5 protein-coding genes are annotated in these 3523 nt (G+C 42.8%); all 5 read right to left on the bottom strand.

What is annotated here, in order from left to right:
- Positions 1-1056, bottom strand: a 1056-nt coding sequence (locus Q7U33_RS01245) for an IS1634 family transposase (protein WP_304857733.1), incomplete at its 3' end; no start/stop codon positions are given.
- A 322-nt stretch (positions 1057-1378) separates the two neighbouring features.
- Positions 1379-1774 carry a hypothetical protein gene (locus Q7U33_RS01240; protein ID WP_304857732.1) on the bottom strand — a complete coding sequence of 132 codons (396 nt, stop codon included), beginning with the start codon at positions 1772-1774 and terminating at the stop codon, positions 1379-1381.
- A complete protein-coding gene (locus Q7U33_RS01235; protein WP_304857731.1) occupies positions 1774-2211 on the bottom strand; it encodes a hypothetical protein in 438 nt (145 codons plus the stop codon). The genes Q7U33_RS01240 and Q7U33_RS01235 overlap by 1 nt, the downstream gene beginning before the upstream one ends.
- A gap of 14 nt (positions 2212-2225) precedes the next feature.
- Positions 2226-2798: a hypothetical protein gene (locus Q7U33_RS01230; RefSeq protein ID WP_304857730.1), complete on the bottom strand. Its 573-nt coding sequence runs from the start codon at positions 2796-2798 to the stop codon at positions 2226-2228.
- A gap of 1 nt (position 2799) precedes the next feature.
- Positions 2800-3523 (bottom strand): hypothetical protein (locus Q7U33_RS01225; RefSeq protein WP_304857729.1); only part of this gene is annotated, 724 nt, incomplete at its 5' end.

Raw genomic sequence — 3523 nt, 5'->3', positions numbered from 1 at the left:
AGGTCGACCTTTGCCGGTAAATTGGCCGACCTCGATCAGGCGTGTGTCGTGTAGCTGAGTGGTGTTTAGCGTTTTTTGGAATTGCGCCAAAGCGGTTTCGGCATCTGCCGTACAGGCAAAGCGCTGTTTGGCTAAGGTGCTCAATGCTTTGTATTCGATCTGGCTTTGTTTTAAATGTTGCCGGTTTACACTCTGTTCTGCGCGTTCGTGCGCCGCTCGGGTATAGACAACCAGCCAGCGTTGCCTCACCTCACCATACTGTGAACCCACCGCCGTATACGCGCGATCCGGTCGACTCGCCATCCAGTCGCTAGCCACCTGCGCACAAAGCGATTGGGTGCCGCTGATGGTTTCAGGAACACGACTGATCCAAGGAAAATCACCCAGCTCTTTGAGTGTTTGGGCCGTATATAAGGCGCTATCAGCCACCATGACGGAGAGTCCCACACTGCTCTGTAACTGTGGCAAATACGCAGACACTGTTTGACGAAAACCAGCTTTGTCACAACAGTTGCCGCTCAAGGCTTCCATCCATAATGGGATACCTGCCTGATGCTCGGTAATCAACTGCAATACCACTTGATTTAAGTCCGGGCGATGATCGCGGCTGTAACCTTGGGTGATGTGAATAACCTCGGGCGGCACGTCTTCTTGGTGACTGTTATAGGTGCCATCGACGTGGAAACTGGTGCTATCTAAATGGCCTACCTGGCAGGAAAGCCCTAAACGATGGACCGATTGAGCGGCTAATTGGGCATAGAGTTCCGTGGGCCCATAAGCGTATATGGCATCTAGCGCCCGTCCTAACGTATCATCATTGAGATGTTCTGCCTGGATATCGCCACCCAGGAGACGTTCCACAGGTTTATCTTTGAAAAAATGCGGCATCAGGTATAAGGTGCGGTTGGCGAATCCTAACCCGTTCAAAATCATCGCTTTGACACATCGTCCGACCGATACCTGCCGTTGCTGATGATCTTGTTTTATCAGGCTATCGGTTAGTGATACTAAACCGAGTTCATCAACCATGCCCGCTATTAGACCCAAATGATCCAAACTGTAACTACTGTATGAAGATTCCGTAACAACACCTCTAAAGGTTAATTAATTAATGTCCACCAAATTTTAAACCATATTTACTTGGCTTAGGGTGCGGAATGTAGGATAAAGCTAAACAATTAAACAGGCTCATTCCTCTGGGAGTAGAGCTCATACTCTTCCTTTTTTATTTCTTGCATTAGTCGATCGACTTCGTCACTTAAATTGACGGAGTCATAGGACTTTGAATATTGAAGCTGTTGCAAGAGAGCCTTTAGCTCTTCGCGCTTTTGATCAAGTGAGTTTGAGTTCATGGATTAATCCTCGTAAGTGTTAGCACTCAGCTTTTGGGTACTGGAGATTCGCCTGCTTTACCGATGGTTGCTATCAGTTTCTCTTTTGTAAGTTGATCTGCTTGCTTTTGAGCTAATTGCGTAAGGATATTGCCGCCACCTAGCCCAATAAGCACTGATACAAATAATTGTGAAAGTGTGAGCGTTAATGGTTTCGTCTTGTCGGGTGTGGCGAGATCATATGAGGCTAGGGGGCCATACATTGCCCACACAACTAATGCTGCTACAGCACCAATAAGAACATTACCAACCCAGCCGGGTCGCCAAATGCCTTTCGCGGCATCTCGTTGAGGCATAACAAACTCTCCGGCAATTGCGCAATTTACTAGACCGCCTAATGCGCCTACCGTGCCAACAATACTGACTATACCGAGGATGTCCATTAGGTTTCTCCTATGTGTAATGTCTTAAAAGCCAAGCGAAGCTCCGCTGGAGCGTTGAGTTCGGCATTTGTAGTTGTCTTCATTTCAGCGGCGGCTGAGTTGATGCCCTTGGCAACAGCAACGATTTTGTCAAAGTTTTGATCCGCCTGAATCACAACATTGAGCTGGTTCATTTGCTCTTCGAATTTAGTCACTAAATCGGGGCTTAAAGGCGGAATTGAACCCGCTTCCGCTGTTTCTCTCTCGTTAATAACGGACTCCAAAGCGCTTTTTTTTGCGATCATTTCTGACATCAAACTGGTCAGTTCATCTTGTTTCCGCATTGATTCATCGTCACTAGAGGGGATGTTATCGCGTTTTATTTCAAGAGTATTTATATCGCTCTCTAATTTTGTTACGCATTCTTTTAGCTTTTTTATCACTTCAGTATTGTTCACCTCTATTCTCCTGCTTATTTTTTAGTTGCTTCGTTAATAGCTTTAGCTGTATTAACAAAATAATCTTTTACAAGATTTGCCTGATCTTTTAAATCGTCTCCCATATATAACTTGGTTAAGGCTTCAATCGAATTATTGATATTATCCTGTTGTAAAGTCAGTTTTTCTGTTTTTGAGAAATACAGCTCATCTATTTCTTTTAAATGGGCATCAAGTTCCTTATTCGTTTTTTCGTAATCACCATAAACAGCGTCAATTAATTCCAGCACATTATATTGAGACGGAGGCGTATTTCGCCAAAGCTGGTTATAATATTTCGCCTGATAATTAAGAGAATTAACAGAATTCACTTTATCACTCATTTGGCTTAAGTTTTTACTTAAGGTATCCAATGATTTCTTATAATAGCTATTTTCCGTAGTAATCGATTGGTTAATAGTTTGTTTATATTCCAACATGCTCGCTATTTCCAGACCCGCAAGCTCTTTTGCCGCTTGTTGACCAGCACATGCTGTCAACAACAAACTCGCAGTCAACAGCGAGACGATAGAAAATAGTCGTTTGCATCTATAGTATGTCGTATTCATATTAAATAACTCCTGCAGAAATAACAGCCAATGCGACAGCTTGAGCGGCCTGAATAATGGTATTAATTTCTTCCTGAGTAATACCGCCATTATGATACGCAACCAAGGTTTCCAAACCTCGCTGTATTAATACTTCCCGTTCTTTAGAGGAAATCGCCGAATTTTCGATTTCATAATGGTGGATCAATACTGCCTTAGAAATATCATAAATATTATCATTAAGGGTATACAAGTCATCTGCTAAAACATATTTTTGAAGCTTTTTAATTAACGCTTCAGTATTAGGTTTAGTCTGAATATTCAGGCTTTTTTGTATACTGGCAAACACTGTAGTATTAAGCTCGCTTTTAAGCGATACATCGTTAAGCTCAGGCATGGATTTTTTCACCCATATAAGAGTTGTTGCGATTTCTTTCTGTCGTGCGTCTATCAGATTATTTTCTTCCTGCAATCGTTTCCCGATCATTTTTGCCCGATCCAGCTGTGCTTTTGCCAGGTCAGATCCAAGACTCAGGATTTCCAGCGTCACACCAGGCGGTCTATCAATAATGCCATTTTTTGGAATGATTTTTTTTAAATCTTTATTGCCAGCAATCGCAGTGGCTTGTTTTTGTAACTCTTTCAGTAAATCCTGAGTGTCTACTGACTTGCCGTCTTGTTCAGATTCGTTGGCTTGTCGAAGTAAAAAATCATGCGTAGCTTTTTCAAATAAATCCAATTCCTTT

Origin of the sequence: Methylotenera sp. (assembly GCF_030653755.1) — a bacterium.
Taxonomy (GTDB): Bacteria; Pseudomonadota; Gammaproteobacteria; order Burkholderiales; family Methylophilaceae; genus Methylotenera.
This window is presented reverse-complemented; position numbering and strand designations above follow the sequence as displayed.